This is a genomic window from Mucilaginibacter sp. P2_A5, assembly GCF_056404995.1.
This window is the reverse complement of the sequence record NZ_JBFUCY010000019.1, coordinates 1-25,817: the sequence shown is the minus strand read 5'-3', so window position 1 is coordinate 25,817 and position 25,817 is coordinate 1. Positions and strand designations below refer to the sequence as shown.

Annotated in this window: 17 protein-coding genes; 4 read left to right on the top strand and 13 right to left on the bottom strand. The window is 42.3% G+C overall.

Annotation, left to right across the window (positions count from 1 at the left end; genetic code table 11):
• Nucleotides 1-143: 143 nt before the first annotated feature.
• The 7 genes from AC1DXF_RS17575 to AC1DXF_RS17545 all read right to left on the bottom strand — a co-directional run bounded on the left by AC1DXF_RS17575 (nucleotide 144) and on the right by AC1DXF_RS17545 (nucleotide 12,102).
• The gene (locus AC1DXF_RS17575; RefSeq protein WP_477450028.1) at nucleotides 144-2,351 is read right to left on the bottom strand and encodes an alpha-galactosidase; all 2,208 of its coding nucleotides are present in this window, start codon (nucleotides 2,349-2,351) and stop codon (nucleotides 144-146) included.
• A gap of 47 nt (nucleotides 2,352-2,398) precedes the next feature.
• On the bottom strand, nucleotides 2,399-4,426 hold the full coding sequence (locus AC1DXF_RS17570) for an alpha-galactosidase (protein WP_477450027.1): 2,028 nt from the start codon (nucleotides 4,424-4,426) through the stop codon (nucleotides 2,399-2,401).
• Nucleotides 4,427-4,726: 300 nt separating this feature from the next.
• Complete coding sequence (locus tag AC1DXF_RS17565; protein ID WP_477450026.1) at nucleotides 4,727-7,063, bottom strand: glycoside hydrolase family 95 protein; 2,337 nt, start codon at nucleotides 7,061-7,063, stop codon at nucleotides 4,727-4,729.
• A 10-nt stretch (nucleotides 7,064-7,073) separates the two neighbouring features.
• Nucleotides 7,074-8,387, bottom strand: a complete 1,314-nt coding sequence (locus tag AC1DXF_RS17560; protein WP_477450025.1) for an alpha-L-fucosidase — start codon at nucleotides 8,385-8,387, stop codon at nucleotides 7,074-7,076.
• 148 nt (nucleotides 8,388-8,535) lie between these two features.
• Nucleotides 8,536-10,470, bottom strand: a complete 1,935-nt coding sequence (locus AC1DXF_RS17555; RefSeq protein WP_477450024.1) for an SGNH/GDSL hydrolase family protein — start codon at nucleotides 10,468-10,470, stop codon at nucleotides 8,536-8,538.
• A gap of 423 nt (nucleotides 10,471-10,893) precedes the next feature.
• Nucleotides 10,894-11,478: an LOG family protein gene (locus AC1DXF_RS17550; protein ID WP_477450023.1), complete on the bottom strand. Its 585-nt coding sequence runs from the start codon at nucleotides 11,476-11,478 to the stop codon at nucleotides 10,894-10,896.
• A gap of 18 nt (nucleotides 11,479-11,496) precedes the next feature.
• Nucleotides 11,497-12,102: a hypothetical protein gene (locus AC1DXF_RS17545; RefSeq protein ID WP_477450022.1), complete on the bottom strand. Its 606-nt coding sequence runs from the start codon at nucleotides 12,100-12,102 to the stop codon at nucleotides 11,497-11,499.
• A gap of 130 nt (nucleotides 12,103-12,232) precedes the next feature.
• Here AC1DXF_RS17545 and AC1DXF_RS17540 point away from each other — a divergent pair, with 130 nt between their 5' ends.
• The gene (locus AC1DXF_RS17540) at nucleotides 12,233-13,003 is read left to right on the top strand and encodes a hypothetical protein (protein WP_477450021.1); all 771 of its coding nucleotides are present in this window, start codon (nucleotides 12,233-12,235) and stop codon (nucleotides 13,001-13,003) included.
• A 124-nt stretch (nucleotides 13,004-13,127) separates the two neighbouring features.
• Here AC1DXF_RS17540 and guaB read toward each other — a convergent pair whose 3' ends face one another.
• The 4 genes from guaB to lysS all read right to left on the bottom strand — a co-directional run bounded on the left by guaB (nucleotide 13,128) and on the right by lysS (nucleotide 19,503).
• The gene (gene guaB, locus AC1DXF_RS17535; RefSeq protein WP_477450020.1) at nucleotides 13,128-14,600 is read right to left on the bottom strand and encodes an IMP dehydrogenase; all 1,473 of its coding nucleotides are present in this window, start codon (nucleotides 14,598-14,600) and stop codon (nucleotides 13,128-13,130) included.
• 234 nt (nucleotides 14,601-14,834) lie between these two features.
• Nucleotides 14,835-16,118 (bottom strand): M16 family metallopeptidase, encoded by a 1,284-nt coding sequence (locus AC1DXF_RS17530; protein WP_477450019.1) that lies wholly within the window; start codon nucleotides 16,116-16,118, stop codon nucleotides 14,835-14,837.
• Nucleotides 16,119-16,286: 168 nt separating this feature from the next.
• A complete protein-coding gene (locus AC1DXF_RS17525) occupies nucleotides 16,287-17,567 on the bottom strand; it encodes a M16 family metallopeptidase (protein ID WP_477450018.1) in 1,281 nt (426 codons plus the stop codon).
• 214 nt (nucleotides 17,568-17,781) lie between these two features.
• Nucleotides 17,782-19,503 (bottom strand): lysine--tRNA ligase, encoded by a 1,722-nt coding sequence (lysS, locus tag AC1DXF_RS17520; protein WP_477450017.1) that lies wholly within the window; start codon nucleotides 19,501-19,503, stop codon nucleotides 17,782-17,784.
• 900 nt (nucleotides 19,504-20,403) lie between these two features.
• Here lysS and AC1DXF_RS17515 point away from each other — a divergent pair.
• Nucleotides 20,404-23,394, top strand: a complete 2,991-nt coding sequence (locus tag AC1DXF_RS17515; protein ID WP_477450016.1) for a patatin-like phospholipase family protein — start codon at nucleotides 20,404-20,406, stop codon at nucleotides 23,392-23,394.
• A 132-nt stretch (nucleotides 23,395-23,526) separates the two neighbouring features.
• On the top strand, nucleotides 23,527-24,420 hold the full coding sequence (locus AC1DXF_RS17510; RefSeq protein ID WP_477450015.1) for an SMP-30/gluconolactonase/LRE family protein: 894 nt from the start codon (nucleotides 23,527-23,529) through the stop codon (nucleotides 24,418-24,420).
• Here the strand turns inward: AC1DXF_RS17510 and AC1DXF_RS17505 are convergent.
• The gene (locus tag AC1DXF_RS17505) at nucleotides 24,417-24,734 is read right to left on the bottom strand and encodes a hypothetical protein (protein ID WP_477450014.1); all 318 of its coding nucleotides are present in this window, start codon (nucleotides 24,732-24,734) and stop codon (nucleotides 24,417-24,419) included. The genes AC1DXF_RS17510 and AC1DXF_RS17505 overlap by 4 nt on opposite strands.
• A gap of 140 nt (nucleotides 24,735-24,874) precedes the next feature.
• On the opposite strand from AC1DXF_RS17505, the gene AC1DXF_RS17500 reads away from it, so the two are divergent.
• Nucleotides 24,875-25,564: a hypothetical protein gene (locus AC1DXF_RS17500; protein ID WP_477450013.1), complete on the top strand. Its 690-nt coding sequence runs from the start codon at nucleotides 24,875-24,877 to the stop codon at nucleotides 25,562-25,564.
• Between the two features lie 37 nt (nucleotides 25,565-25,601).
• On the opposite strand, the gene AC1DXF_RS17495 is transcribed toward AC1DXF_RS17500, so the two are convergent.
• Nucleotides 25,602-25,817: transposase (locus tag AC1DXF_RS17495; protein WP_477447344.1), on the bottom strand; the 216-nt coding region annotated here is incomplete at its 5' end.

Sequence of the window (25,817 nt, the reverse complement as noted above, 5' to 3'; positions counted from 1 at the left end):
AGAAGTTATAAGTAGCAAGCTGACTTAGAACTTAAGGCTATCAATTTAAAACTTGTAAAGTTGACAGGAATTAATCTGGCTAAAAATACAAGGCTGCAACGGTTTATTTTAAACTGTTGCAGCCTTGTTACATAACATCCTTGTTACTTGCTTTCGTCCAACTGCAAAACAACGCTTGCTCTGCCGCTGTTAACATCGGGGTTGATGCCTACGGTCATTAAAAAATCACCGGTAAGTACAAGGTTGTTTTCTATAGATGAGGTTGAACCTGCATAAAGATTGATCTCTTTTACGAGGTATTTTTTCTGCGGATCGAGGCCTTTCAAGCGGATAGGTACTTTTGTTCCGGCATTGTACCTGTTATTAACCAAATAGTTAAATACCACTGCTTTTGACTTGCTATCGTTTACATACATGACAGATGCTGCATCATTATCCCATGGAGACTGCAGGCGATATTGATCGCCGTGCCAGATGGCATCTTTCAGGTAATCGTAATTTTTAAGGGCATCGTGCACATAGGTAAGGTCTTGCTCACTTAATTTGCTTACTACAATATCAAACCCAAGCTTACCCATCATAGCCACATCCGTGCGGAATTTTATTGGCTGTTTACCCCAGTCGGTAACGTGATTTGAGCTGGTCATAGCCGGATAAAAGTATGAATACTCCCATTGGATAAATACCCTTTCCAACGGTTCGGTATTATCACTTGGCCAAAACTCGGTAAAGTATTTGAGTGCGCCATAATCAACACGGCCACCGCCGCCAGAGCATAGCATCAAAGGTACTTTGGGATATTTTGCCCTGACACGTTCCAATACTTTATACAAACCGAAAACATAGTCGGTATACAAATGCGATTGATCTTTTTTCAGATAGGCCGAATACGCGTTATAAATAACCGCGTTACAATCCCATTTAATATAAGCCAGGGCAGAATTTTTGGTAAACAAGTCATCAACTATCCCAAATACAAAATCCTGAACTTTAGGATTAGCAAGATCGAGCACCAACTGGTTGCGGAAATATTTTTCGGGGCGGTTTGGTTGTTTAATCACCCAATCCGGATGTTTACTGTAAAGCTCGCTTTTAGGGTTAATCATTTCGGGTTCTATCCAGATGCCGAATTTCACACCATCGGCAGTTGCTTCTTTTACCAGCGAGCCGATTCCATTGGGCAACTTCAGCTTGTTTTCCTGCCAATCGCCCAGGCCGGCATGATCATCATTACGTGGGAATTTGTTGGCAAACCAGCCATCATCTAACAAAAATAAATCGACACCTAATTTTTTGGTGTCTTTTAATAAACCAAACAGCTTGCTCTCATTAAAATCAAAATAGGTCGATTCCCAGTTGTTCAACAAGGTAAGCCTATCACCCTGGCCATCAACAATTTTATATTTGCGTGCCCAGCGCTGTAGCTTGCGGCTGGCATCGCCTTTACCGTGATCTGAGTAGGTATACACAAATGCAGGTGTGGTAAACTCCTGTGCAGGTTTAAGGTGATACTCGGCCGCGGCATTGTTAATACCGGCAATAACTCTTAGGTTATTGGATACATCCAACTCCAAATCGATCTTAAAATTGCCCGACCATTCCAAAGCGCCAAGCATTACTCTGCCTTCATCCTCGGTAGCAGGTTTATCCATAGATACCATGAACATAGATGGCTCATACAAATTAGCGCGGGTACCCAGTTTGCTGTCAATAGTTTTAATTCCATGGGTTAACCTGGCTTCTTCGGGTTGCATTTCTAATGCCCAGTTACCGTGATACTGTTTTAGCCAAAAACCATTACCTTTTAAATTAAGGTTGGCCGATGCATATTTGTTCAATGTCACTTCACCTTTTTCGTTATGCTTTATTACCGACCATTGTTCGGTAACATCCTCTTTAAAATAGGTTTTATAATATAATGTTACTTCAAACGGATAAACCGGATCTTTCAGATTAACAACCAGCAGGCTTACATCCTCGTCAACTTTAGTAACTGTATGGCTTACATAAACCAGGTTAAGCGATTTATTACCATCGGTATGTGTTACCGTTATTGCCGGTTCGGCCAGGCTTTGCGAGCCCGATGCCATGTAGGCTTCGGTTAACACACCCGAATCATCGGCCTGCCGGTACATTTTGCCAATATGTTCGTACTCTTTGGCATTACCCAGCTTACTGCCGAAGTAAACCATTTTAAGGGTTTTATCGCCGTCGGTTTGCAGCACCAGGGCATTGTTTTGTGTTTCTACCGGGATGGTAACTGTTTGGGCGTAGCTTCCCATAGCCATCACCACCGAACTTACAAGCACCACACCAAATGGCAGTGCTTTGTTTATTAACTTCTTTCTCAATTTTTTACAGGTTAATTATCAGGTACAAATAAGGTTAAATTTATTGATTATTGGTTCTTGAACTCAAATTTATATAATGCGGCATCGGCAGCAGGGATCTTTACATTTAAATCTGTGTTAGTGCCTTTCAATATTTCGGTAACTTTACATTTTTGCGGGGGCAGGCCTAACCTTTTAAAATCCAATACAAATGCCTTAGGCTTATCCGAGTAATTAAATACGGCCACATAATATGCATTCCCGATTTTTTGAGTAAACAGTTCAGACGCGTTTTCGCCGGTATTACCCTCAACCGGTTTAAAGGATTTACCATTTTTAATAACCGTTAAAATTTCAGGATTTTGATACCACGCTATAGCCCTTGAGCTCCATTGCCCATGCACCGAAAAATCATCGCCCGTGATAAACGTACCGGTAACGATGGCCGAAAGTATGCGGGCGCGGTTGGCCCCTTCGCTTTCATTATTTAATACCACATGGTCGGCATCAACAAAATTGTATAAATAAGTTTGCCACCAGCCATAGCTTACACTGTTTAAGGTATACTGTGTATTATCAATGCTTTTAAAAGCATCGCAGGCAATGCGGCGGGTGTGCACGTAACGACCTGATGCCAAACTTGGCGATATAGCAGCGTAAATGAGCATCTGATTGCCCAGTTTATTCACCAGGTACTCCATCCCTTTGCGATAAGCCTGCATGCCTGTAGTTACGGTGGGATCGTAAAAATGAGTAGATTCGGCAGTAGCGTGGCCCAGGAAATCTATTTTAATCATTTTAAAGCCGCATTCTTTAAGCTTGCCAATCACCAGGTCTATGTGTTGCAGCGTTCCGGGATGTGTAGGGTCAACAGCCCTTGCGCCATCAATATCGTGGTAACCATTGCCAACTTTTGCCCAGGTTTCGCCATAGGTATATTTTGTTCCGGCTACTTTCCTGCCGGGGCCGTCTTTCCAGCCCCAATCGGTAAATGGCGCCCAGTATACACCGGGTTGCAAGCCTTTGCTTTTGCAATAGTCGGCAAACTCCTTCAACTTGCTATAGTCGCCTTCTAAGCCGCCCTTCAGCATAAAATCCCAGTAGGAATCCAAATCGATAAAAGCAGTATTGCCCGTACGGAAATTGTCCAGGCTATCGGCAAAAAAATCGGCTACTTTGGTGGCCTTTTCGTAATTCAGTTTCTCCTGTATTACACCCCAACTGTTCCAGCCAACGGGTGTAGGCTTTGTCCAGTTAAAAACAAAGGGAGGTTCGGCAATGCGGTTGGCTTTGGCGTATTCTTCCATACCTGTGCGCCAGTCGTTATAATAAGCAATAAAAATCTTTGGCGATTTTACCACATCGCCTTTAACCTGGCCATGCTCAATATGATCTCGGGTTACGCTTTCTTCGGTATAGCCGCTCCAAACAACCATGCGGTTGCCTTCGCCCGTGGCGGTGCTGCGTACCCCGGTTTTCCAAACCTCGTGCTCAACAGATCCGGCTATATAACCGTTACGGCTGGTGTTGTCATATACGGTACCTACTTCGGCGCTGGTATTGCTGAACGGGGCTTTAAACTCTTTGGCGTTGTACCGGATAAATGTATCGTTATCAAAGGGTACAAAAACACTTCGGGCATTGCCCGTAACAGCCGGAATATTCCCCAAAAAAGGAATAATGGAATTACTTGATAGTTTTTTCCCTGTCAATACAATCTGTGTCAGGAAAAATTCCCGGGCCGGGTAAACATAAAATACCTGTTCAATTTTTGCGAGGTTATTACCGGTAAGTGTTATTACGTATTTTTCGCCTTTGCCAAAACCATCGCTTATGGAAACGTTGGTACATCGACGATGCAAATTGTTAGTTGTGTTAACCGTTACCTCTTTTATTTTTAAAATAGCGCTAACATCGGTATAGATAGCGGTTTTGCCATGGTACACATTGTAAGTGCCGGTTTTAAGGTAGTAAACGATGCTGTTGCCTTTTCCATATGGGATTGTAACGGCACTTGTTTGCTTGGCTAATGCAATACTAAACAGTGATTGCATGACTAACGACAGCGTAAAAATTATATGATAGTATATTTTCATTGATTAGTGTTTTGTTTTGACAAATTATAACCTGTCATCCTGAGGTACGAAGCATCTATTTGTCGACATACATGATCTCCAGAAAAGTTCAAGAATAGATGCTTCGTACCCATGACATATCCCATTTTCCTGTCATCCTGAGAAACGAAAGATCTATCAGCCATGGATGACCGATAGAAAAGTTCGCGAATAGATGCTTCGTTCCTCAGCATGACAGTCTTTTATTTTTGACTGTCATTTCCCCTTCAGCATCCACGAATTTTACAACTCAGCATGACAAACCTTTTAAAGATCCTTTTCCTACACCTTCTGCGCCATCACCTCTTTCATCACCCCGTTAACCTTTATTTTTACTTTACGCGGCGTGGTTGATGTAACGCGATAACTAACCACCTTCCCATCCTTCCATTTAAAATCTACAGTAAAATTGCCGCGGGCGCGTAAGCCTTTTACATCGCCAAATACTTTCCAGCTATCAGGGATGGCAGGGATCAGGTTGATGTAGCCTTCATGACTCTGGATCAGCATTTCGGCAATACCGGCAGTGGTACCAAAGTTTCCATCAATCTGGAACGGCGGACCGGCCGATAACAGGTTGGGATAAATACCGCCTCCCGCACCGTAATTAATACCTGTGCTTATCGTCGGTTTCATGATCTCGGTAAATAGTTTATAGGCCCGGTTACCATCGTGCAGCCTGGCCCAAAATAAGAGTTTGTAAGCGATAGACCAGCTTGGGCCGTCATCACCGCGTACATCCAGGGTTTTCTTAGCTGCGGCTGCCAGGTCAGGCGTGCCATCGGCTGTAATTTCCGATGCAGGATAGATTCCATATAGATGCGAAATATGCCTGTGCTGCGGCTCGGTTTCCTTGTAATCTTCCAGCCATTCCTGTATGCGGCCATCTTTGCTGATGATACCGGCAGGCGGAATCTCCGTTAACCGTTTTTTCAATTGGGCACGAAAAGCAACGTCAACCCCCAACGTTTCTGATGCGGTAATTACATTGGTAAACAGCTCGCGCATGATCTGGTTATCAAAAGTGGCGCCAATGCAGATGCTGGCGTGGTTGCCGCTGCCATCGGGCATCACAAAGCTGTTTTCGGGCGATGATGATGGCGCAGTAACCATGTAACCGCTTTTAGGGTCTTTTACCAAAATGCTGTTATAAAATTGCGCAGAGCCTTTCAGAATAGGGTAAACGCTTTTCAAAAAGTTTTTATCGTTGGTGAAAGCGTAATGATCCCAAATGTTGCTGCACAACCAGCCCGAGCCGCCTTTGGTTACGCCCCATGAAGCACTTTCGCCAGGTTCTGTCCATCCCCAAACGTTGGTGATAACGTGGGCAACCCAGCCATCGGCATTGTAATAAGCTTTAGCTGTGCGTTCGCCATTTTTTACCATGCCGCGAACCAGTTCAACCAATGGCAGGTTTAGCTCAGACAGGTTAGAAACCTCAACCGGAAAATGGTTCATTTGCACGTTTACATCCAGGTGGTAATCGCCATTCCATGGGGTGTGCACCTCGTTGGCCCAAAGTCCCTGCAGGTTGGGCGGCAACAACCCTACGCGTGTACTGCAAATGCTTAAATAGCGCCCAAATTGGTAAAACAATACCGGCAAGCCTTTATCATCGGCAGGCGCTTTATGGAAGCTAATGAGGCGTTGGTCGGTTGTTTCGGTTGAATTATCGTCGCCTAAACTGATACTCACCCGGTTAAACAGCTTTTGAAACTTCCTGATATGCTCCTGTTTTTCCGACGCATAAGGCCTCAGCATGGCGTTAGCTAAGTTATTTGTCATTTTAGCTTTAAATCCAAGACTTTTAAAGTCGGTAGTTGCCGAAATATAGATAATAACCTCAGTGGCGTTCTTTATAACCAGGCTATTATTTGTAGCGGTTAATGTACCGCCGGTAAGTTTGGTTTTAACATTGGCTATGTACTGCATACCGTTACCATCGGTGCCATTATCCAACCGGCCTTCCATTTGCAGCGTATTACCAATTGTGGTAGTTTTTGACCGCTCGGGGCGGCTAATGCCGATACTAAAATTTAGCTGACCGGGTTTATCGGCAGTGAGTTTGACAATGGCAACATCATTGCCAAAGCTGGTGAAATACTCGCGTTTATAGGTAACCCCGTTAACAGTATAAGTACTTTTAGCCAAAGCATTATCCAGCGATAATTCCCGCCGATAGTTGGTAAACTTTGAAGCATCGGCGCCGTTATAGTCAAACTTCAGGTTTAAATCGCCCAGTGTTTGAAAACAGCCCCATTGTTTGCCTCCCGATCCGGGGCCTTTGCACACAAAATCTTTATCTATCAGGGCCTGCGCTTCCACGTTTTTACCGGCCAATAGCAATGCCTTTATCTCGGGCAGTTTTTTATAGGCGTCATAATTATTGGCATCCTGTACCGATCCTGACCATAACGTAATGTCATTAAGTACAATTTTTTCGTCACTTACTCCCCCATCCGGCATCATACCCAAACGGCCGTTGCCCAGGGCAAGGGTCTCTTCCCAGCGCGATGCGGGCCTGTCGTAATGTAAAGTAAGCGCCTTTTTCTGGGCGAAAGAAACCGTTGACAGCAATAAAAGAACAGCCGCAACAGGTATATTTTTTTTAAAATTCATTTAGTGCAGGTTATGATTTTATTACAGGGATATCTATAGCGTTAACATCAAGTTCCAACACAATTACCGAGCAATTTTCATCAGGTAAAGTGGCCGGTAACTCAATCTTATAGCCTTTACTGTCCGATCTGATTGCTACCGTATTACCGTTCAAAAAATACGATTTCAGGATTTTGGCATTGGGCAGCAATGGAATATTCAATGTGCTGTCCTTTTTTTGAAAAACGTTGATATAAATCTTATTGCCCATGCGCGTTGCACCATATTCGGCAGTTGGTACGTATGGACCGCCTTTTGTGCCATAAATCGCCTCGCCATTTTGCTTTAGCCAAGCCCCCATTTCCTTTAAGCGTGCTACCTGCCGGGCTTCCATATGCCCGTCCATCGCCGGACCAATATTAAATAACAGGTTCCCATTGCCCGACGCCGATGTTACCAGGGTTTGGATGCATTGCTTTAATGATTTCATCCCATCGTTTGGTTTCCAGGCCCATTGGTTGCAAATTGTGATACAGCTTTCCCATGGTTCATCCATGTTTAGTTTGCCTATGGTTTGTTCCGGGGTTAAAAAATCACCTACCGCATCGCCACCAAGCTTATCGCTTATTTTTCCAAGCCTGTTGTTTACAACTACATTAGCATCAACGTTTTTAATGTAACTGTAAATCTCTTTACCATCTTCTGTTGTCCATGGTTTTTCCCAATAGCCGTCAAACCAAAGCATAAAGGGATGGTATTTGGTTATCACTTCCTTCAACTCGTTTTTCATGCGGGCTTTAAAGGCAGCCATATCCCCTTTGCGGGCATTTACTTCGGGATGGTGCGGGTTGTCTATGGGGTAATCCTGGTCATGCCAGTCGAGCACTGTCATATAGATGCAAAAGGTAATACCTTGTTTTTTACAGGCTTTGGCCAACTCCCCAACAATATCCCTTTTAAACGGCGATTTGGAAACATTATAATCCGAATAACTGCTTGGCCATAGTAAAAAACCATCATGATGTTTGGCGGTGATGGTGAGATATTTCATACCGGCATCCTTAGCCGCCTTTACCCAGGTATCGGCGTTAAATAATACCGGGTTAAATTCGTGGTAAAGGTTATCATAATCTTCTTCGGGCACCTGGTCGTTACGGCTCCAGCCAATTTCGGTACCACGCTGGGTAACAGGGCCAAAATGAATAAACATGCCAAAACGCTTATCCATAAACTGATCCATAACCGCCTTAGGCGTTTTAAGCGGAGTTGGACTTGTTGCCTGCTGTGCGATAGCTAAACAGGTGCTTAATAAAAGGACCCCCAATAGTCCTGCTTTTCTTTTCATAGTTTAATTAATCAGGTATTTTTTTAGTTAGATTAGTTGATTGAGTTAGATTTAGTTGATTGGGCTGACGGAGTTTGACGGATAGCTTCTTATAATTATTCACTCATTCAACCTAATCAACTACTCACCTAATCAACCACTCACTCATTTACTTATTTACAAAAAAATTAACAATGCGACAGGCATGGCCTTTACTCAAATTGTTCTTTTTATCGCTTATTTTAATTTTCAAAGTATGGCTGCCATTGCTCAGGTTATCGCCCAGCATGTGGTAAACGCCAAGGTGAATCCAGCTATAATATCCGGTCAACAAATCCATATCCTTATAGGCACCACCATCAATTGAGTAAGATATAATACCGGCATCGGGCCCGGCCACCACCGCAATACCAACAGTTGTCCCTTTAAATGGCAGGGTTAATTCGCTGCCCGGTTCAGTAGCCTGTAACATAGGCACATCAACAAAACCCGGACGGGTAGAAAGGCCATCTTTTGGGTTCCATTTTGTGTCGATGGCCCAGCCTTTATCCAACCGGGCATTACTAATGTTATAATAATTACCATTATTGTAGCTGGCCTTATCAATTGGTTTTGGTAAAACAACTTTAACAGGTTGCTTGTAATTTGCAGCAACGCCGGCCTGCAACAATGCTTTAATGGTTTCAAAATAAAGTTCCTGCCCATGGTACCAAGGGTGGATATCCTTAAAATCATCGGCCCAGGTTAGTTCCTTGTTTTTTATTTTATCGTTAACCTCCAGCGCCAGGTTTACATAAGGTAGATTGTAATGGGTAGCAACCAACTGGTGGTTCAGCAGTTCGGGCGATACTTTGCCTTTGGCATAGTTCTCTATTTTTTGAGGATCAACAAAGGCCATCATAATAACGTCCATCGTCGGATTGTTCATTTTTGCATGCCTTACAATGCCTTCTAACGCCCGGGCCTGTGTGGTACTATCTGTGCCTCTATCGTTTACAGCAGCCTCTACAAACAACAGGTCGGTTTTACCCGAATCAAGGATATCTCGTTGTAACCTGAACGCATGTGGTAAACTGCCTAACGAGGGTATGCCGGCAGCGATAAAATGAAAATCAGTTTCGGGGTAAGTTTCCCGGAGATATTTGCAAACTTTATCGCGCCAGCCGGGATTAAAAGTGATCGATCCGCCTAAAAAAGAAACAGTAGCTTTTTTATTTACTGTAGCAGCGTAGTAAAAATTATTTAAACCGCCGGCCGTTTTGATGTAATTTGTATAAGGGAGTATTTTTTGTACCGGGTATGAGTTATTGTATATAAACTCGGCATAATATTCCGGGCGATCTACCGTAAAATGATGCCCCTGTAACTCCATTGGCCCCTGTGTTACGGGATGGATACTAATGGGGCCACCCAAAGCAATATAGTGTTTGGCCAGCACATCGCTATTCTCGGCAGGTGGGGCAAGTTTATCGTCGAGCCCTATGGTATGTAAAATGGGTACACGGAATGATGCCAGGCCTTCCAGGTTATCAATTGGGTTGTCGTTGTAAGCAATAGCTTGTTCTTCGGTAAAATGATACACCTGTTTTAATTCGTTCCATGCGCCGGCATCTCCGGGGCCCTTTAACTTTCCGCCCGGCCAGCTTTTGATATCACAAACCGGCGTTTCGGCATAAATACAGCTTACCTTATCAGGATTGCGTTTGGCCCAGGCATAAGCATACAAGCCTCCCCTGCTTACGGCTTCGAGCGCTACCTTTGGTGCAAAGGCGAGTTGGGTGGTTAAATAGGTATAAAACACATCGTAAAACTTCATTGCAGATGGGGCGCCATACTGGTTATCAACATTTATAAAGGCTATGTAAAACCCTTTGGCAAGCAAAATGCTGTCTATTTCGGTGTGCCAGTCGGGAAATGATGTACGCCAAACCCAGGGATTGCCGGGCAGCGGATGCGCGGGCTTAACATAGTAAGCATCCCTATCGGCAAACTTAAGTTGTATTCTTTCAAAGCCTTTCCATAAGTTGGCCTTGCTTTGTGCATTTGCATTAATAAAAGTGGTTATTAGCAGTAATAAGATAACAGCCTGTTTTAATTTTGACATAGGTTTTAACATTACAATTTCGGGCAAAGGTGTTTATGCACTATGCGATTTTAGTGAACAAAGTATTTTTAAACAAGCCATAACATGGCCATGTGCATGTGTTAAAAAATGCTGCATCTACCCGATCTGTTATTATTGGTTGGGGTAAATATATAAGCTAACTGCACTTCAAAAAATGGATAAACCTTTTAAAACGATGGATTATACACCGATAAATAGTGGTATAAAACACGCTTTAAAAATTATACCGCCGTAATAAAATTGGTTTGTAATTAGTTAACCGCAAATCCGGCTTATATCGAATAACCCGATTTGGTTTTTTGTGATGCTGATGTTTGCCGTAGTTTTACAGGATACAGCAACCGGCAATACCCAAATAATGGCATTGTATAATCAAAATATTATTAAACTATAGAACTAAAGCTACGTCAAGTTCCTGTCCCTAAACCAAACCTCATCGGGTTTGGCATTGAAATTATCCATCAGGTTTACCAGTTCGATTGGGTCGCCGGAGGTGATGACAAGTTCGCGGTTGGTGGGTTTCAGGAATTTCTGTTCAACCATTACATCCAGTTGTTTTAACAATGAATCGTAATACCCGCCGGTATTAAGCAGGCCTATCGGGTGGCTGTGCAGTCCTAATTGCAGCCAGGTGAGTACTTCAAAAAACTCTTCGAGGGTACCCAGGCCTCCTGGTAGGGTAATGATGCCATCGCACAAATCATTCATCATTTGCTTGCGTTGGTGCATGTTATCTACAATATGCAACTCAGTTAAACCGGTATGGCCAACTTCCTTATCCATTAAAAACTGCGGTATCACCCCTATCGCTTTACCGCCCCGGCTTAAAACAGCATCGGCTATTAAACCCATTACGCCAACTTTACCACCGCCGAATACAAGGGTAATTTCACGGCTCACCATAACCTCGGCTAACTGTTCTATAGCTTGTTTTAATAAAGGATCGCCGTTAAAGTTGGCGCCGCAGAATACAGAGATGGATTTCATTTATCTAAATTGATACAGTTATGGTTGAGTAAATAGTTTGATGATCAAGCTTCTGTATTCCTCATCTTTCTCTGCAAGTTCAACAACCTGTTGACCTTTACGAACATTCAGAAACAATTCTGCTTCATCACCGTCAGGAGAATCAAAAAACAACTTCAGCTGATTTAAGTAGTTCTTATCGGTATTGGCGTTGTACCCTAAAGTTTTGGCAAATATATCAAGATCGACAAAAGCTGCCGGTATCTTATCAACAAATTTTTTATTGGTATCAACCTTAATCTTATAAATTTCGGCAAGCGCATTCCTGAAATCGTCGCTCTTTATACCAAGACTCCTGATCTCGACGCCTTTACCGAACCCATTTTCGCCCTGGTTTGTATTTTTGGGTATAGCTACCTCAAAGCCAACAAGCTTTTGCTTATATTTTGCCTGTAAATCATACACAAACGATTTATCAACTTCTTTGACGTTGACTACGGAAAAATGAACATCACCGCCCCAAACGTTATCATCGTTGCGTTTATTCAACAGGTCAATAACTTCTTTATTGGTATGCGTATTGCAACCGGATATAGATACCGCTGTAGCTAATACACAAAAAACTGCTATGAAAGTTAATCGCATATACTTAATTATGTGGTCAATTTACCGCTTTCTTTTTAAATACTATTATCCATTAACCTTAGCCGTTTATCCATTTAATACGTATTATTACATAATTACATTTACCAAACCTTATAAACCAAGCAACCATATGAAAAAAGCCTTAATTCTTACAGCCGTATTATTTGCAATTGGCCTTCAATGTTCTTTTGCCCAAACTGTTACCAATCCCGATGTTGAAACTACTGACAGCCCGACAAGTACCATCACCAAAATTGAGACCGATCAACAATATACCATAGTGAGCTTTAGGCACTATGCGGGCAGCGATAATGCCTGGGTTGTACTAAATAAGGAAATTTATATCCAAACAGATGTTGATAATAAGCACTATGGATATGTAAAATCGGAAGGAATTGCCGTAGCGCCCGAGACCAGGAACACCTTAAAAAAACTAAATGATAAGCTGGAGTTTAAAGTGTATTTTAAAAAGATCCCTGCCAACGCCAAAAGCATCGATATTATTGAACGCGCAGGCAAACGGAGTGATGGAATAAACTATTTTAATTTTTATAACGTTGATGTTATACATTCATCGCCCGGGGATAAGCGCATAAAAATAACCAACGTGGAATTATTGCCACCACCACCAGCGAATACCGACACTGTCAAAGGTTTATTTTATGGACACGGTAATGAAATGGCAAGCGCCATGGCCCCCATGTACGCTTCGATGGCAAAAAGCTTGCTTGACGCACAATTTGCTTATTACCAACAGCCCGGCAAAATAGCCGAGATAGCAAAATTAAATAAAGAGTATTTTGATGCCCTTACCAAAGAGGGCTTTACCAACGACCAGGCTTTAAAAATATTAACATCAAACAGCATCATCCCAAAGTCGGCATCCATTAACGGTCAGTAAATAGTTACCAAAACAGAAGCCAGTAAGGTTGTAAGTAAAAACTTATACCTTACTGGCTTTATCATTTCAAATCCAACCACTCACCCAATCAACCACTCACCCAATCACCTAATCAACCTCAAACCTACCTGCTCGTATAATTAGGAGCTTCTTTAGTAATAGTAATATCGTGCGGGTGGCTTTCGCGCATGCCGGCAGCGGTTATGCGTACAAATTTGGCGCGTTGCAGGTCTTCAATGTTAGCGGCACCACAGTAGTGCATACCGGCGCGTAAACCGCCAATGTACTGGAATACTACTTCGGCCATACTACCTTTAAATGGTACGCGGCCTACAATGCCTTCGGGAACAAGTTTAGTTACCACATCGGTTTCATCCTGGAAATACCGGTCCTTCGATCCTTTTGCCATAGCCTCAACCGAACCCATACCACGGTACGATTTAAACTTACGGCCTTCATATATAATAGTTTCGCCCGGTGATTCTTCCACACCTGCAAACAGTGAACCTGCCATAATAGAGCTTGCACCGGCTGCAATAGCCTTTACAATGTCGCCGGTTTGTTTGATACCACCATCGGCAATAACCGGGATGCCACGGCCTTCTAATGCTTTAGCGCACTCGTAAACGGCGTACAGTTGTGGTACACCCACACCTGCTATGATACGGGTAGTACAAATTGACCCCGGACCAATACCCACTTTAACAGCATCGGCGCCTGCATCTGCAAGGGCAATAGCCGCATCGCCTGTGGCAATGTTACCGGCAATAACCTGCAGGTTTGGATGTAAAGCTTTAATGGCTTTTACCATATCAATAACTCCTTTGCTATGGCCGTGGGCTGTATCAACTGTAACCACATCAACACCGGCGTTTACCAGGGCGGTTACGCGGTCGATATTATCAGCAGCAACGCCGACGGCAGCACCTACCCGCAGGCGGCCAAATTCGTCTTTACAGGCGTTGGGGAAGTTTTTAACCTTCTGAATGTCTTTATAGGTAATTAAGCCTACCAGCCTGCCGTTTTCATTCACAACCGGTAATTTCTCAATTTTGTTGCTTTGCAGTATCGAGGCGGCTTCAGTAAGCGTAGTGCCTTCGGGAGCGGTTATCAGGTTAGTTTTGGTCATTATCGCGCTAACCGGAACGCTCATATCTTTTTGAAAACGCAGGTCGCGGTTGGTAATGATGCCTTTCAGTTTATGCTCCGCATCAATAACCGGAATGCCGCCTATGCTAAACTCCTTCATGATCTGGAATGCATCTGCAAGCAGGGCATCTTCCAGCAAAGTAACAGGGTCCTGGATCATACCGCTTTCAGATCGTTTAACTTTACGAACTTCATCGGCCTGGGCCTGTATGGTCATGTTTTTATGCAGCATACCTATACCACCCGCCTGTGCAATGGCAATAGCCAAACCAGCTTCGGTAACGGTATCCATAGCTGCCGAAATGATGGGAATGTTTAAACGGATGTTTTTTGTTAACCAGCTGCTGGTGTTAACATCGCGCGGTAATACTTCTGAATAAGCGGGGAGTAGTAAAACGTCGTCGTAAGTTAATCCTTCGGCAACAAATTTAGATGGGTCTAACTGCATAGCAAATAATTATTTTGGAGTTATTATTTGCCGGGCAAAGGTAATAAAAATTCAGGTAAACAGAAATGCTTTGTGAAATAGAGTCAAGAATTAAGAGTCAAGAATCAAGAATTTTACATTTCGCAGAAAAACATCGCTCTTGCAGACCTTTTGAAGCCAGTTTAAATCCTGGGGCTACCTTCCGCAACCCTTTGCAGCTGTCTTAATTCTTGATTCTTAACTCTTGACTCTTTTTTAATATTTGCCCACTATCACTTTATAGAAACGATCAAAGTGGAAATATTTATTGGCTAATTCCAATAACCTTGCCGAGTCGACACTTTTTACGGTGGCGGCATACCTATCGTAATAATCATAGTCCAAACCGGCAAAATAGATGCTCTTGAATTTATCGGCATGCGAAAACACATTCTCCAGGCTGCCTAACAGCGAACCTAACATGTAGTTGCGTACCAATGAAAGTTCCTCGTCGGGGATCAGTTCGGTTTTCAGGATATTGATTTCCTTTTCAATTTCGGCAAGGGCTGGTTTGCAAACATCTGCGCCAACCTCGGTGGCTACAAAGAATGATCCGCCTTGCTTAAATGAGCCCAGGCCCGAGCCAATACCATACGTGTAACCTTTATCCTCACGGATGTTGGCCATCAGCCTCGACCCGAAATAGCCGCCCAAAACCGTATTCAATACCTGTAATTGCTGAAAATCCGGATGGTTGCGGTTAATCATCGGTGTACCTATCCTAATAGCCGATTGCAGGGCTTCGGGCTTTTCGGTAAAGTAAAACAATTCTGTAGCCGGCACAATTTCGGGTTGGGTGGTATCGGCGGGTTTATCGCCATTAACCCATCCTTTATCAAAGGTATCCGTAATAAGCGTTAAAGTTTCCGGTTCAATTTTACCTGAAATGATGATGGTACAGTTTGATGGCTGGTACTGCTCTTTATAGTGCGCAACCAATTCATCGCGCTGCAGCGCTTTATAATTATCAAAGCTTGCACCCACCCCGTATATCGTATCGCCATAAACCGCCTTGTTAAAATTGCGGCGGCCAACAACATCATTTTTTTGCAGGCTAACCTGTAGTTTTTGCTGCTGATTACGTTTAAAAGTTTCCAATTCTTTCTCGGGGAAGGTTGAATTGGTTAAAATATCAACAATAACGGGCAAGGTATGGTGCAGGTGCTTGTTCAGGCTGTACAATACAACCTGCGAGTTTTCGTACCCGTATTCAACCTGCAAAAAGGCACCGTAAAAATCAACCTTATCGGCAATCTGCGCTGCGGTTAACGTGCTGGTACCCTCAGTAAGCATGGTATTTACGGCCATGTTTAACAGCGGCAGCGCAGGGTTAAAACGCAGGTTGCCAAAAATCCATTCTATACGAACCAATTCCTGGTCGCCGGAGTTAAAGCAAAATATATTACAGCCGTTATCGAGCTTTTTGTGCGCGGGGCGTATCAGGTTTATATTATCGATAGCCTTAAAATCGGGGGCTAATGTTCTATCTATTGTGGTCATTGGTCAGTGGTTCCTTTTTTCTGAACTCGGATTAACAGATTGATCAGATTTTTTGGATTTGATTAGACTAATCCTGTAAATCCGTTAATCCGAAAAATCGTGGTTCAGACAAATTCCAATTCTGTTAATTCTCTAATTCTGAAAACAGCGTAGCTTTCTTGAACTCCATCAAGATAAACTCGCCGTGAAAACTTCTGATTCAGAAACTTCTGCTTTCTCGGCCAGGTATATCAGCGTTGATGAATTATCTTTCCTGAATATCTTGTTGGCAGCTTCTTTGATCTGCGCAGGGGTTACGGCCAGGTATTTGGCGGTTTCCTGGTTCAGCAGGTCGGCATCGCCCAGCAGCTCAAACGAGGCCAGGTTCATGGCTTTATCTAACAACGACATTTCAGAAAACACCATGGTCGATTCGGTTTTGTTTTGCACCTTGGTTAATTCATCAGCCGGAATATCGGTAGTTTTTACTTTTTCCAACTCGTCCCAAAACGCGGCTTCGGCCTGCTCAATGCTAACATTTTCCAGGGGTTTGCCCTCTAACACAAACATGCCTTTATCCAGGCTGCCTGTAATATAGGCGTGTACCTCGCTAAAAATTTGCTTATCCTGCACCAAACTACGGTACAAACGTGAGGAGTGCCCACGCGACAGGATATCGCTCAGTAGCTCCACCGGGTAATAATCATCATCCAGCCTTGCTCCCATCTGGAAGGCAATATAAACATCGTTCAACGGCACTTTAGCGGTAACAGTTTCGCGGCGTTCGTCGTGCTGCTCAGGTTCTTGTGGCAGGTTGCGTGTGTATTTATCGCCGGCAGGGATCGGGCCAAACCATTTTTCGGAGAGTTTTTTAACCTCTTCAGTTGTAATATTGCCCCCTACTACCATAATGGCATTTTGCGGGTTATAGTGTTTTTTAAAGAATGCTTTCACATCCTCAATTTTGGCATCCTCGATGTGCTTGATGGTTTTACCAATAGTAGCCCAACGGTACGCGTGTTGTTTATAAACCAGCGGGCGCAGCTTTAACCAAACATCACCGTAAGGTTGGTTAAGGTAACGCTGCTTAAACTCCTCAATTACCACATTACGCTGCACCTCAAGGCTTTTCTCGCTAAAGGCAAGGTTTAACATGCGGTCACTCTCCAGCCAAAATGCTGTTTCGATATTGGCAGATGGCAGGGTGATGTAATAGTTGGTAATATCGTTACTGGTAAAAGCGTTGTTTTCGCCCCCTACCCTTTGCAGTGGCTCGTCGTAGCTGGGAATATTTACAGATCCGCCGAACATCAGGTGTTCAAACAAATGAGCAAAGCCGGTTTGCTCGGGATCTTCGTCGCGTGCGCCAACATCATACAGAATGTTGAGCACTGCCATAGGCGTGGTATTATCTTCATGAACAATAACCCGGAGGCCATTATCCAGTGTAAACCGGTTGAATTTAACCATGGATAGTTCTTATTTTAACAAAGCAAATGTAAAACTTTTGACGACAATCGGGGATGAGAGTCAAGAATTAAGAGTCAAGAATCAAGATGGAAGAAAACGGGCACGCAGCAGCGGGTACAAAAGGCACCATTAACTGATAAAAAAACGACCGCGAATTTCCTTTGAATAAGGCACTTCGCGGTCGTTGTAAAAGGTAACGTTAGTTGTCTTTGTATTATTTAAACCAGGCCATCACCTCGTCTTTGGTGGGCATGGTGATATCAAGCTTTAATTTTTTGCGCATGCCACCAAGGTCGTTGAATACCTTGTTGGAGTTGGCGGCTTTTAGTTCTTCTACGGTGTTAAAGCCCATTTTATTTAACACAGGCACCCACTCGGCAGGTACGCCAATGTTTATAAAATCTTCGGCTGTAATAACTTTGGCTTTTTTCTCGGGGCGCATCTGCGGGAAGAATAATACTTCCTGGATGGTGCTCTGGTTGGTCATCAGCATCACCAACCTGTCGATACCAATACCAAGGCCCGATGTTGGCGGCATACCGTATTCCAGGGCGCGTAAAAAGTCGTCGTCCATGGCCATGGCTTCATCATCGCCCCTGCCTGCAAGTATCAACTGCTCCTCTAAGCGCTCGCGCTGGTCAATCGGGTCATTTAACTCCGAGTAGGCGTTGGCTATTTCTTTACCATTTACAAACAACTCAAAACGCTCTACCAGGCCATCTTTGGTGCGATGTTTTTTGGCAAGCGGAGTCATTTCGATTGGGTAATCGGTAATGTAAGTTGGCTGAATCAGGTTATGCTCAACCTTGGCGCTGAAGATCTCGTCAATCAGTTTGCCTTTGCCCATAGTTGGGTTAACTTCTATTTTCAGTTCGGCACAGGTTTCGCGCAAAGCGGCTTCATCCATGGCAGATACATCTATCCCTGTATACTTCAGGATAGAATCGTACATCGACAATTTTTCGTACGGACCGGCAAAGTTGATCTCATTGCTGCCAACCTGCACCACGGGGATACTGTGAACAGCTTTAGCAACGGTTTCCAAACATTCTTCAACCATGGCCATCATCCATATATAGTCTTTATAGGCTACATAAATTTCCATGGCAGTAAATTCCGGGTTGTGGGTACGGTCCATACCCTCGTTGCGGAACATTTTACCAAACTCGTATACGCCATCAAAACCTGCGACAATAAGGCGTTTCAGGTAAAGCTCATTGGCTATGCGTAAAAACAAAGGCATATCCAGCGTATTATGATGTGTAGCAAACGGACGTGCAGCCGCGCCGCCATGTACTGGCTGCAGTATGGGGGTTTCTACCTCCATCCACCCTTGCGCGTTAAAATAATTGCGCATGCTGCTAATCACTTTTGACCGGTTGATAAATATTTGTTTATAAGCCGGGTTAACAGTTAAATCAACATAGCGCTGACGGTAGCGAAGTTCGGGATCAGTAAATGCATCATATATATTTCCTTCGTCATCGCGTCGAACTACGGGTAGTGGTTTCAACGATTTTGAAAGAACGATTAATTCTTTTACGTGGACAGAAATTTCGCCGGTTTGAGTTAAAAACACATAACCCTTGATACCAACATAATCGCCAAGGTCAAGCAATTTTTTAAATACGGTATTGTATAAAGTTTTATCCTCGTCAGGGCAAATATCATCGCGTTTCAGGTATATCTGGATACGGCCAGTTGAATCCTGGATCTCGGCAAACGACGCATTACCCATGATACGGCGGGTCATGATACGGCCCGCGATAACTACATTTTGGTAGGCCTCGGGTTTTATTGCAAAATTATCGGTAATATCCTGTGCCCAGGCGTTAACATCAAATGCTTCGGCGGGGTACGGGTTTATGCCCAGTTCCCTTAATTTTTGTAAAGATTCGCGGCGGATAATTTCCTGCTCGGATAGTGCAATACTCATGTTTTGAACGGTATTTTTAATAAAGGTGCAAAAATAGCGTTTTTAATGAGTACTGGATAATGAGATTTGTATTAGCTGCAGATACTTTTCATTCCATCAAACCAATCTTAAAAGCCTGTACTTCCAGCACCGTGAAAATACGGTATAAATTACGTAAAAACACGCAAGTGATTATTGAATTTAGTTAGTAAATTGTGGCCTTAATTAATTGATTTATAATTAATTAAAAGTTAACAACCATTATTTAACCCGATTTATCTCCTTTAAATTTTTGCCGGTTTATTAAGTAACCGTTTGCCGGTATTTTTTTTAATTGATAACCAACCAATTTGATAATCTAAACCAATTAACAAGATGGATATTGTAACCGACCTTACCGCACAAGCTATTTCATACCTTACAGTGTTGCAGGATATTTGTAAATGTAACCTGCCTGAGCGATCCGTTGAAACCGGAAACGATGAGTTGAATACTCAAGTTGAAAACAAGCTTATAAATATAAATAAATGGGGTACCATTAATAGTGATGATTTAAGCCGGCTTACATTTACACCCAAATTGGGAACGAGGATAAGTGAAATAATTTGGCATAGTTGTAACTCCAATAATTCCCCATTACTAAAGGTTGCTTTCTTTAAAATAGCGGCGAATCTATTGAGATGGATTTTTAACAATAGTGAAAATATAATTAGTAAAGATCAGCCCGACAACCCGATAATTTTCAAAAGCCCATTTTTTTGGAGGCAGCAAATAAGAGATATACTATATCGTGACCCCGAACAAAGACTAGAGTTGATAGAAAAATTAGAATATCTGCCATTACAGGTAGTTTTTGCCATAAGAAAAAAAGGATCAGGCGTTTATGATCAAAGACTTTACCAGGTCTATAAACCCTTCTTTATGGATCTGCTAAGCGAAGATGACAGGGCTAAATCAGAATTATGGCATAATCAGCTCAAAGAGCCTGCACAGAAAAGGGAGTTAGAAAGTTTAGTTAAAAACGATCAGGTACTTTTAAGCAAGTTAATAGAAAAGGAGATATCGTTACCATTTGAAACCTTATTTGGAAGGGAGTTAAACGAAATAAAAGGTTCAAGAGAAAAAAGAAACACTGATATTCCCTTTATTAATACAGCAAATGACGTTGATACGGCTAATGGTGTTGTAAATGTGAAAGATCCTTCAGACTTAAACGATCCACTTAAAATAGCAAAAGATATGAAACTTCGTGGACTTGCATTCTCGGGCGGAGGGATACGGTCGGCCACGTTTAACCTTGGGATATTGCAAAAACTTGCTTCCTTAAATTTGCTTGGCCATTTTGATTATCTTTCAACCGTTTCGGGAGGAGGTTACATAGGCACATGGTACACTTCCTGGCTCATGAGGTCATCATCTATTAGTAAGGTAACCGCCAGGTTATGCCCGAATAAATCAGGAGATCCGTTGGCTGATGAGGTGCGCCCGATAAGGTGGTTGCGTATGTTTAGTAATTATTTATCGCCAAATGCAGGCATTATGTCACCCGATGCCTGGACAGCGGGAATTACCTGGTTACGCAATGCCATTATAAATCAAATTATTCTATTGCTTATATTGTTAACTGCCTTATCGGCAATAAGTACAGTTAATAGAATATGGATATATCTTGCGGCCGTCCCCACTGATTTCAGCCCCTGGAAAGTTTTTTGGTGGAGTTTGATTATCATATTGCCTGGTTCATTATTGGCGGGTAAGGGTATGCAATCATTTAATAAGGATCAAGAGCAAAAAACAAATGTAAGGTATATATACCTGAGAAAAAGCTTGTTCCTGGTTCGAAAAAGGCTTAGAGAATTCTTTAAAGAAAAATTACAGCCTTACCTGTCACATTTATTAATTGGATGGGGAGTAATCTGTTCGTTGCTTGTTACTACGTGGTTTTATTCAGCAATTCCGGATACAAGAGGATTAAATGCTAAATTTAACTTATTGATTCTACCGTGTTCTGTTTCTGGTTTTATAGGAATGCTTATTATAGCTTTTTTGGGTAATTACCATCAGCGCCACGATTTAAAACAGGTTGGCAGGGCAGGCTGGATATCAAAAAACAAATCTAAATCAAAACAATTAAAATCAAAAATAGCTAAAAGTCAAAAACTCGATGAGGAACACGATATCGAAACTGTAATAGCTATTATAATTTCGTCTGCTATCTCGGCTTTTGCTGGTGTATGTTTCATTGTACTTGCCTGGCAGTTAATGGAGTTTGCATATTATACGTCATATAGTAGCTTAAATATTTCACGGCCAAATATCGTATTGGTTATTGGAGTTCCATTAATTTTAGAAGCGATTTCTTTAATTGTTGTTTCCAGAATGGCATTAATGGGCAAGTTATTTCCAGATGAGCGCCGCGAATGGTGGGGCAAGATGGGAGGGGTCGTACATCGCAGCATACTTATTTGGATATTGGTAAGTTCGGCGTCTTTAATAATTCCTGATGTGTTTCAAAGTAAGTATTTTAAAGATATTTCGGGGAAAGTGCCAATGCTTTTGGGGGGCTGGGCAGCAATTATAACTTGCGCTGTTAGATTGGCTTTTTCATCAAAGCAAATGACATCTAAAGATGTGCAAGGGTCAAAGTTTTATATAGAAGTGTTTATAAAAATTGCCCCATATATATTTATGTTGGGCTTTTTATTAATAGGAGCCTATACTGTTGAGGCTATCAGGAAAGTATGCGATTTACAGCAAACGTTTGATACACTACACGGCAGCCGGTTATGTTTATTAATAACTGTATTATTGGCTTTAATTACCTGCGCTTTAAGCTGGCGTGTTGGCGTAAATGAATTTTCGCTGCACTATTTTTACCGAAATCGGTTAATAAGGGCCTATATGGGGGCTACAAGGCGCCGGTCGGACAGGGAGGAGACTGCCAATTCGTTTACCGATTTTGATACTAATGATGATATATTGTTGGCTTCTATGCGATCGGCAAATGGCTATATTGGCCCCTACCCCATTATAAATACTGCCTTAAATGCCACGGTAGTTTCTGCATTAGACAGGCAGGACCGTAAGGCTGAATCATTTATGTTTTCACCACTTTTCTGCGGATACGATTTTAGTCCTACACGTTCGGCTGCATCTAACAGAAACCCGGTTTATGAATATGGGTATCGCCCCACAGAAAACTTCTCGGACGAAAACGGCGGACCAACATTAGGTACTGCTATGGCTATTTCAGGAGCGGCGGTTAACCCCAACTTTGGTTATCATTCCTCGGCCCCTATTGCTTTTTTGTTAACTGTTTTTAATGTGCGCCTGGGCTGGTGGATAGGAAATCCAAGACTTAAGAAATGGAAACGCTCGGATCCCGAAACAGGTTTGGCTTACCTGATCAAAGACCTGATTGGCAAATCGGATATCAATACAGATTATGTGTGCCTTTCAGATGGTGGTCATTTTGATAATATGGGTTTATATGAACTCATCAGAAGGCGTTGCAATTATATATTACTTGGCGATGGCGAACAGGATGATAATGCGTCATGTGAAGGGTTGGCAAATGCTATAAGAAGATGCCGGATAGATTTTGGGGTAGAGATTGATCTGGATATTACAAAGATCACCAAAAAGGATAAAGATACAGGTTATTGTAACGCCCATATTGCGAGTGGTACCATTACTTATCCGGGTTCAAAGCAGTCGCCTGGTACTATAATTTATGTAAAAACCGCGCTTACCGGCGACGAGCCTGTTGATATCCGCGAATATGCCATTGCCAACCCCGAGTTTCCTCAGCAATCAACCGGCGACCAGTTTTTTGATGAGGCGCAGTTTGAAAGTTATCGGAAATTAGGTTATCATTCTATTAATAGCTTACAGGATTTAAAAATGCGGTAAGTAAGCAAAAGCCTTCTTAATGTTAATGCAATTGGAGGTAAGTAATTGGTTTATCGATTAGTGAATTGTTTTTTCTTTGGGGTAATCTTCCCCAAAAACAACCTATATTAGCTAACCAATTACCATCCACCAATGAAAAAACTTTCTTTGATCTTATTATATCTTATAGCTGTTAACTGCAAAGTATTTAGCCAGGATAGCACAAGTTTATATGATGCCGGTACCAAAGCTGTGCTGGTTGCCAAACAATTCTCATTTACCGAAGGGCCGGCAGTTGATAAAAAAGGCAATGTTTTTTTTACCGATCAGCCCAACAACAAAATATGGAAATATGGTACCGATGGCAAGCTATCTGTTTTTTTGGATAGCGCGGGCCGCAGTAACGGGATGGATTTTGATAAAAAGGGCAACCTGATCAGCTGTGCCGATGGCAAAAACGAACTTTGGTCTATCAGCCCTAAAGGGAAAATCGAAGTATTGTTAACCGGTTATAAAGGACAAATATTTAACGGTCCAAATGATGTTTGGATACACCCGAACGGCGGGCTTTACTTTACCGACCCTTATTACCAACGCAATTACTGGACACATACCAAACCCGAGCTTGACGGGCAGAAACTGTATTACCTGGCAAAAGGCGCACACGATGCTGTTATCGTCGACGATAAATTTGTAAGGCCTAATGGCATAGTTGGCACAGCCGATGGCAAATATCTTTTTGTTGCCGATATAGGCGATAACAAAACCTACCGTTATGATATTAATAAAGATGGTTCGTTAACCAGCAAAATGCTTTTTGCAGCGATGGGATCAGACGGGATGACGGTTGACGAATTGGGCGATATTTACCTTACCGGTAAAGGCGTTACTATTTTTAACCCTAAAGGCGAAAAAATTGGCCACATTGATATTGACGAACCATGGACTGCCAATATCTGTTTTAGCGGCAAAAAAAGGGATGTACTTTTTATAACCGCTTCAAAAGCTGTATATACCTTTCAAATGAAAATAAAGGGTACCAACTAAGCCTTTTGCTGCAATATCGAAATGATCTGCTGCTGCTCGCCGTTGCTGAGCAGGTCGCCTTCGTAGTGCCATGGACCTGATTGGGGGAAATATACTGTGCCCAAATAATCGGGATTGTCTTCATCGGCTAAAGTGGGGCCGTCGCCATCAATTTCCATTTCTTCGGTAAATAGGCGCGATTCGTTGTCGATGGATGTTTTGTAAATCTTATATACCCCCGTATCGGCAAGATCGTGTTGCAATACCGGTTCGATGATGATATTTCTCGAACTGCCGTCGGCGTGTTTTAAATCTACATAAACCGGGTTTTTCATAGGTGAGTTGTTTTAATAGATAAATACAATGGCCTCAGAAATTTGTTTTAACTTAGGGTTAGCCAACAACAGGAGCATTTAAACTTCCCGACACGACAAAAAAACTGGCACATCCGAGTGGTATATTCTATATTGCATTTATGAACCTCATTTACAAAACATTGTTTTTTTCTATCTTAGGTTATAGCCTGCAACTATTGTCATATTGCGAAGCGAAGCCGGTTTTAACCTCATTCGCTTCAAAAAAAGATACGATATTACAACGTGAAACAATAATTATAAACGGTATCAGTTACACCGCAACATATGTTTTTGATGACAGTCACAGCTGGTTCTATGTAAAAGACGAAAGCGGCAAAATTGTGTATAACGGAACTCCAGGTGAAACCATAGTAAGTTTTAAATTCATAGATTTTAATGGCGACGGCTATAAAGACATAACCTTAGAGCTAAGGGGTGTAGATTCGGGTGCACAGGACCTTATTATTTACGACCTAAAATCGAAAGGTTTTAAATTAGCTGGCAATTGTTCAAACGCTGAGAAAATACCAAAAACAAAATTTTACTATTCTTATGAAGACTGTTGTATGGGTAGAAACTGGAGTAGCGACTTATTTTATATCTCGAACTCAAAAATCATAAATGTAGGCCATATTAAGTACAACGACGGCGAGGGCATTTGTTTTTATAAACTCAACGGAAAAAAGAAGACTTTCATAAAAAAATGGAGGGTACGTATCAACGGGAGTACGCCTATTACCACAGGCCGACATATCGATTTTGATTTGAAGCTTTATTGGGTGAAATATTGGCGCAATTTTATTAGCTAAGTTGAGGATCAGTCCGAAAAGTTGGGGGATAAAAAAGTCAGGCATATATTTTAGCAAGTCTGAATAGGAAGAAAGCAGTATCTCTAACGCCTCTTAAAGTGGCTCTAAAAGCTTTGACCTTAGCATTGAAAGATTCTGCCGAAGCGTTAGTACTTCTGTTATCGAAGAAGTTTAAGATAGATTCATAATGAGTTTGAACAGACCTTGCTACGGTTCTAAAAGCATCAATTCCTGCCTCTTCTACGTTGTTATA

Excerpts from the sequence above, each read along its gene's own strand:
- AC1DXF_RS17570 (WP_477450027.1), bottom strand. The coding sequence starts at position 4,426 with ATGAAAATATACTATCATATAATTTTTACGCTGTCGTTAGTCATGCAA.
- AC1DXF_RS17565 (WP_477450026.1), bottom strand. The coding sequence starts at position 7,063 with ATGAATTTTAAAAAAAATATACCTGTTGCGGCTGTTCTTTTATTGCTG.
- AC1DXF_RS17560 (WP_477450025.1), bottom strand. The coding sequence starts at position 8,387 with ATGAAAAGAAAAGCAGGACTATTGGGGGTCCTTTTATTAAGCACCTGT.
- AC1DXF_RS17555 (WP_477450024.1), bottom strand. The coding sequence starts at position 10,470 with ATGTCAAAATTAAAACAGGCTGTTATCTTATTACTGCTAATAACCACT.
- AC1DXF_RS17550 (WP_477450023.1), bottom strand. The coding sequence starts at position 11,478 with ATGAAATCCATCTCTGTATTCTGCGGCGCCAACTTTAACGGCGATCCT.
- AC1DXF_RS17545 (WP_477450022.1), bottom strand. The coding sequence starts at position 12,102 with ATGCGATTAACTTTCATAGCAGTTTTTTGTGTATTAGCTACAGCGGTA.
- AC1DXF_RS17540 (WP_477450021.1), top strand. The coding sequence starts at position 12,233 with ATGAAAAAAGCCTTAATTCTTACAGCCGTATTATTTGCAATTGGCCTT.
- guaB (WP_477450020.1), bottom strand. The coding sequence starts at position 14,600 with ATGCAGTTAGACCCATCTAAATTTGTTGCCGAAGGATTAACTTACGAC.
- AC1DXF_RS17530 (WP_477450019.1), bottom strand. The coding sequence starts at position 16,118 with ATGACCACAATAGATAGAACATTAGCCCCCGATTTTAAGGCTATCGAT.
- AC1DXF_RS17525 (WP_477450018.1), bottom strand. The coding sequence starts at position 17,567 with ATGGTTAAATTCAACCGGTTTACACTGGATAATGGCCTCCGGGTTATT.
- lysS (WP_477450017.1), bottom strand. The coding sequence starts at position 19,503 with ATGAGTATTGCACTATCCGAGCAGGAAATTATCCGCCGCGAATCTTTA.
- AC1DXF_RS17515 (WP_477450016.1), top strand. The coding sequence starts at position 20,404 with ATGGATCTGCTAAGCGAAGATGACAGGGCTAAATCAGAATTATGGCAT.
- AC1DXF_RS17510 (WP_477450015.1), top strand. The coding sequence starts at position 23,527 with ATGAAAAAACTTTCTTTGATCTTATTATATCTTATAGCTGTTAACTGC.
- AC1DXF_RS17505 (WP_477450014.1), bottom strand. The coding sequence starts at position 24,734 with ATGAAAAACCCGGTTTATGTAGATTTAAAACACGCCGACGGCAGTTCG.
- AC1DXF_RS17500 (WP_477450013.1), top strand. The coding sequence starts at position 24,875 with ATGAACCTCATTTACAAAACATTGTTTTTTTCTATCTTAGGTTATAGC.